Origin of the sequence: Chryseobacterium sp. RR2-3-20 (assembly GCF_017808115.1) — a bacterium.
GTDB classification, from domain to species: Bacteria; Bacteroidota; Bacteroidia; order Flavobacteriales; family Weeksellaceae; genus Chryseobacterium; species Chryseobacterium oryzae.
Genome location: NZ_JADQBD010000109.1, coordinates 1 through 5,659, shown reverse-complemented (window position 1 = coordinate 5,659; position 5,659 = coordinate 1). Strand labels below are relative to the sequence as shown.

The following is a 5,659-nucleotide window of genomic DNA, read 5'->3' as shown; positions in this document are numbered from 1 at the left end:
CTACAAGCTAAATCGAAGATATTTTGGAGATAGCCTCTTTGAAAGGCTTATTATTGCTAACATTACAGGGTTATGATTAAAAACGGATAATCAAATTTAAATTTGATAGAATTTTGAAAAAAAATATTCTTTTTACATTCTTTGTTTTCATTTTTTTAGCATTGCAAAATTTTTGTTATGCTCAAAACTCTTTTGAAAAACCTAGAGTTTTTACTGAAAAAGAAATAGAAGAAGGTACTTTCATTGAAGAAAAAGCAAGGTTTACAGAACAAGATCATCCTAATTTCGCTTTACCCAATTTTGATGATTCGGCTTGGAAATATGAAAATTTTTACTCCAAAGATGTTTATAAAAAAAACAATCCTTACTGGATTCGGTATTACTTTAAAATAGATTCGTCTGAGATTAATAAACCTTTATGTTTCAACATTAATCAATTAGGAGCATCCGAAATTTATCTTAACGGAAAAAAAATTGAAAGTATAGGGAAAATAGGAAACGAAAAAACTACGGAAAATAAACTCAAAAATAAAATTCCCACCTTTTTTTCTTTGGATAATACCAAAGTGAATGTTTTAGCCATAAAATTTTTGCCAAATATTGGTGAAAAGAAAAAAGTTATTACTTTTAATTCTATTCCTCTAAGCGTAGAATTGGTTTCTGCCAATACAATCATCCATAAAAAAACTGAATATTTAGAATACATGAATTTCTACACAATGCTGATATGTGGGATATTTGGTGCATTGGGTTTTATTCATCTGCTTTTATTTATTTTTTATAGGAAAGCCATATACAATTTATATTTTTCAACCTACAATTTTTCAATTTCTTTTATGAGCTATGGCATATTGCTTTTTGGAGAAATGACAGATTTTAATAATATTAATGTATATATTTTTATTTACTTCTTTTCTTTTTTACTGTTTTGTACTTCTCTTACAGGATTTGTGAATACACTATTCGGAAAGAAAAAGATAAGACTTAAAATTATGCTCATGATAGCATTTTTAATCTTAATTATATATTATTTTTCTGTAGGTATAGCGGTTAGTTTAGTATTCTTATACTTATTTTTTGTTGCTTTTGAATCTTTCTACTTAATAGTAAGAGCAATGATTCGAAAGGAAAAATCGGCATTTATCGTTGGAGGCGGCATATTATTATTCTTTTTCTTTATTGTTCTTCTAATTATTACCATGTTCCTAAATGAATCTTTTTCAATAGATGTAGATGATACTTTTGGGGACGGTTTAATATCATATAGTTTTATTTTAATATTCATCAGTTTTCCTATTTCAATTTCGGCATATTTGGCGTGGCAGTTTGCTTCCACAAACCTTAGTCTTGTAAAGCAGATTGATGAAGTAAAACGACTTTCTGAAGTAAATTTGAAGCAGGAACAGGAAAAGCAGGATATTCTTCAGGATCAGAATGATTTGCTTGAAAAACAGGTTGAAGAACGAACTTTTCAACTTCAGGAAGAAAAACAAATTACCGAAAACCTGTTGCTCAATATTCTTCCGCAAGAAGTTGCCGAAGAGCTGAAAAAAAATGGAAGTTCCGAAGCCAAACATTATGATGAAGTAACGGTTCTATTTACAGATTTTGTAAATTTTACCGAAAATTCCGAAAAAATGGGAGCCGAAAAAATGCTTATTGAGCTTAATGAATGTTTTACCGCCTTCGATCTAATCATGGAAAAACATAAACTTGAAAAGATAAAAACCATCGGCGATGCTTATCTTTCTGTTTGCGGATTGCCCAACCAAAATCCCAACCACGCATATCAAACAGTTTTGGCGGCATTAGACATCCTTAAATTTATTGAAGACAGAAGAAAAACAAACCCCGAAGCCCTGGAAATCAGAATAGGAATCAATTCAGGATCTCTTGTAGCAGGAATTGTCGGACTCAAAAAATTCGCTTATGATATTTGGGGGGATACCGTAAACACAGCAGCAAGAATGGAACAAAATAGTGAAAAAGGCAAAATAAATGTTTCAGAATCTACCTATCAACTAGTTAAAGATCAATTTAACTTTGAATACAGAGGAAAAATTGACACCAAAGGAAAAGGTGCAATGGATATGTATTTTGCATTACAGATAAAAAACAACTAAAATTCTTTATTTTTGAATATGGAATACGAAAAAATTAAAAAAGATATCCTCCAAAAACTAAAGGAACATCTTCCGGAGCATCTTTCTTATCATAGTGTAGTTCACGTTAAAGATGTGATTAATGCAGTAGAAAAAATTGCTATTGCGGAAGGAATTTCCGGCGAAGAATTAATGCTATTAAAAACAGCAGCATTATTTCATGATACGGGGTTTCTTTATGGTGCAAAAGATCATGAGGAAAAATCGTGTGATATTGCAGCAAAGCATCTTCCAAAATACGGATATAAAGATGAGCAAATTCAGAAGATAAAAGGAATGATTATGGCCACAAAAATACCACAATCGCCCACCAATCATTTAGAGGAAATCATGGCAGATGCAGATTTGGACTATTTAGGAAGGGACGACTTTTTTACCATTGGCAATAAATTGTTTGAAGAACTTACCATGTTCGGAATCGTTAATTCCGAAAGAGACTGGAACCTCCTTCAAGAAAAATTTCTGGAAAGCCATCATTTTTTTACTCAAACATCCATCCAAACACGTAACCAGAAAAAAAACGAAAATTTAGAAATCATTAAATCTAAATTAAATTCTTAAAAAAAATGAGTTCACATAAACCCCACGGTCCTTTATTCACACTTTCAGATGTAATATATCTTATTTTAGGAGTTATTTCTACTAGTTTCGCTTTAAAAAGCTTTTTAGTGCCCAATCACTTTTTAGATGGGGGTGTTACAGGTATTTCATTATTGTTTCATGAAGTTCAGCATTGGAATTTGGGTATTCTTCTTATTTTACTCAATATACCGTTCATCATATTGGCTTACTTTAAAGTAAGTAAGCATTTTGCTATTCGGAGTGCTGTAGCCATTACTTTAATAGCCCTTATTCTAAATTTTGCTCATTTTCCAGAAATTACCCACGATAAACTTTTGGTGGCAATTTTCGGAGGCTTTTTTCTTGGAATAGGTATTGGTTTGTGCATGAGAGGCGGTGGAACTTTCGATGGAATGGAAGTTCTTGCATTAATGACATTCAAAAAGAGTAGTTTCAGCATTACAGAAATTATTCTAGGGATGAACATTATTATTTTTTTAATTGCAGCTTTCTTTTTGAAAAAAGAGACAGCCTTGTATGCCATACTTACCTACGTCGTTGCCAGTCAGATCACAAAATATGTAATTGAAGGTATAGAAGCATATACTGGTGTTACCATTGTATCAGGAAATAGTGAGGAAATAAAGAAAGCTTTGGTATTAACCTTAAACCGTGGAATAACCGTTTATAAAGGTGAAAGAGGATTTATGAAAGAATCTTTTGAGCAGAGTGCAGATGTTGATATTATTTTCACAATTGTTACGAGGCTAGAGGTCAGAAAACTTCAGAATATCGTACGTTCTATAGATCCCAAAGCTTTTATTTTCACCAATACCGTTAGAGAACCCCAAGGAGGCATTGTTAAAGAAATTGTTAAACACTAAATAATTCTATTACAAATAGTATGAATAAGAGCTATCATAGATTTGAAGGCTCTTTTTTAAATTTCCTCGCATATTGGACACAATTGCACCCTCATTTTGTATTGTAAAACTATAAAACATTTCATTATTTTTTGGTATTGGTTATTGTAATGGAAAAAACCAGATTTTCAATTTGAATATTCTTCGCCACAACTGCTTTTCAATTCCACATTTTTTTGTAATTTAGTTCCATCGAAAAAGCATCGGCTTCGTTTGCTCATTCTTGAACTAAAGTTCTTCGAATTACCGCAATTGGCTACGCGAATCTTCGGTTTCGACAATATTTTTTTCCGTTATCTGCTATTTTAGAACAACGTATCCAAAACAAAATGAACCGACATCAATTTAAAGATTTAACAATAGAATTAATTGACGAACCGACTTACACATTTAACTCGACAGACAATAAATTCATTTATTCAAAACATTACTTTGTCGACGGAGCGAAAGAATATCCAACTTCTAAACACGGTATAAAAGTTTATCAAAATGACCAAATTATTGATAGCTGTATAGTAATTGGTTCTGGTGGCGCAACAGGAATTCATCAAAATTCATCGCTAATTGACAATGACCAATTATTGCTCTGCTGTTGCGACACTATATTTTGTTTGACACTTCCAAACCTTGAACTAAAATGGAAAATACAAGCTGACCAAGCAACTTATTTTCAAATATTTAAGCAACAAGACGAATATATCATTCACGGAGAGTTACAAATTACAAAACTTGACAAAAACGGAAGCAAAAAATGGGAATTTGGCGGTGCAGATATTTTTGTCAGCAAAGACAACGAAGAAGAATTTAAAATTGAAAAGGACGGAATTTTACTTACAGACTTTGCTAAAACAAAATATAAAATTGACTTTGATGGAAAATTAATTTGGAACACTTAAAACAGCAAAAAAACTGCAGGTAACAAGGGTTTTGAAATAGTGGGGCTAAACTGCACAGTTCAAAGGCTGTTCTTCGGTTCAACTTTTGTGCAAAATTGAAGATTTGTACTTCGATTATTCCACCATCGCAAAGCCCCAAAACGTTAGCAGAAATTGTAAACAAACTATAAAAATGAATTTGAATTTAAGCTTAAACAAAGAAGATTTTTTAAAATATCATTTATTTACTGCGTCAAGAAGTAAAACTATTATTAAACAAAAAAGGAAAAATTTTATCTGGGTTTTTGCTGCAATAATAATATTTGGTTTTAATTTATATAATAATACTGATAACGGATTAATCTATTTTATTCCGGCCTGTATAATTATTCTAATTGGAATTTATTTTTTACAAAAATGGCAATATAAATCTTATTATAATAAGTTCATAAAGGAAAATTATAAAGAAAAGATTGGTTTAAAAACAAATCTCATTTTTGAAAATGATGAACTAATTACAAAAAATTCAATAGCTGAATCTAAAATCAATTACAATAGTTTCAAAGAAATTAGTGAAATTAAAGATTACTATTTCTTAAAACTAAAAACTGAAGAAAGTCTTATTATACCTAAAAATAAGATTGAAAATCAAGAAGAATTTAATAAATTCATATCCATTATGAAAACAAAATATAATGTAAAAGAATATGTAAATTTAAATTGGAAACATTAACTACAATTTATTCTAAGTTGTATTGTTAAAATACGGGGTTTAAGTATGAATTGAAAATCCACAACTTTTTGCCACCACTGCTTTTCAATTCCATATTTTTTGTAATTTAGTTCAATTGAGAAAGCTTCGGCTTCGTTTGGTTTTCCTTGAACTAAAATTCTTAGAATTCCCGCAATTGGATACGCCGAATCTTCGATTTCGCCAATACTTTTTCCGTTAGCTACAATATTTAAAAAAATCGCAAATAATGAAAAACATTAAATTTATAACTTTTCTTTTTCTAGCAAATTTTATTTTTGGTCAGAACCAATAGCGTCCTAAATAAAAAAATAAGAAGGAATTAAAGTAACTCAAAGTATCTTTGAGGTTGACAACAAAAAAACCTTCTTATGGATTCAAAATTAA

At 30.3% G+C, this 5,659-nt stretch carries 5 protein-coding genes; all 5 read left to right on the top strand.

The annotated features are described in order from the left end of the window. Positions 1-113 precede the first annotated feature (113 nt). The 5 genes from IV513_RS14840 to IV513_RS14820 all read left to right on the top strand — a co-directional run bounded on the left by IV513_RS14840 (position 114) and on the right by IV513_RS14820 (position 5,254). On the top strand, positions 114-2,123 hold the full coding sequence (locus IV513_RS14840; RefSeq protein WP_209391337.1) for an adenylate/guanylate cyclase domain-containing protein: 2,010 nt from the start codon (positions 114-116) through the stop codon (positions 2,121-2,123). Between the two features lie 18 nt (positions 2,124-2,141). Then, positions 2,142-2,723: an HD family phosphohydrolase gene (locus IV513_RS14835; RefSeq protein ID WP_209391336.1), complete on the top strand. Its 582-nt coding sequence runs from the start codon at positions 2,142-2,144 to the stop codon at positions 2,721-2,723. Positions 2,724-2,728: 5 nt separating this feature from the next. Next, positions 2,729-3,607, top strand: coding sequence for a YitT family protein (locus IV513_RS14830; RefSeq protein ID WP_209391335.1), 879 nt, complete (start codon positions 2,729-2,731; stop codon positions 3,605-3,607). A 368-nt stretch (positions 3,608-3,975) separates the two neighbouring features. Then, complete coding sequence (locus IV513_RS14825; RefSeq protein ID WP_209391334.1) at positions 3,976-4,542, top strand: hypothetical protein; 567 nt, start codon at positions 3,976-3,978, stop codon at positions 4,540-4,542. 172 nt (positions 4,543-4,714) lie between these two features. After that, on the top strand, positions 4,715-5,254 hold the full coding sequence (locus tag IV513_RS14820; protein ID WP_209391333.1) for a YcxB family protein: 540 nt from the start codon (positions 4,715-4,717) through the stop codon (positions 5,252-5,254). Positions 5,255-5,659 lie beyond the last annotated feature (405 nt).